This is a genomic window from Streptomyces sp. URMC 127 (assembly GCF_051386535.1).
Taxonomy (GTDB): domain Bacteria; phylum Actinomycetota; class Actinomycetes; order Streptomycetales; family Streptomycetaceae; genus Streptomyces.
In genome coordinates this window covers 1-267 of the sequence record NZ_JBPQTW010000546.1, presented here as the reverse complement: position 1 = coordinate 267, position 267 = coordinate 1, and the positions used below count along the sequence as shown (strand labels likewise).

Below are 267 nucleotides of genomic sequence, written 5' to 3'. Positions count from 1 at the left end.
GCTCATTTCTGTTTTATCTGTGATGTCAAGGCCTGTCTGCACCTCTTGATTGACAGACTGGAACATGCCGAGAGATGTATTGATTTCCTTCACAATTTCAATGATTAATCCTTCAATCTCTTTTGCTGAATCTGCTGATTGAACTGCCAGCTTTCTCACTTCTTCCGCTACAACGGAGAAGCCGCGGCCGTACTCGCCTGCGCGCGCCGCTTCAATCGCTGCGTTTAGGGCAAGCAGGTTCGTCTGATCTGCGATACCGTTAATTAC

1 protein-coding gene is annotated in these 267 nt (G+C 47.9%); it reads right to left on the bottom strand.

Annotation, left to right across the window (positions count from 1 at the left end):
- On the bottom strand, nt 1–267 hold a 267-nt coding region (locus ACSNOH_RS35335), incomplete at both ends, for a methyl-accepting chemotaxis protein (protein WP_436725519.1).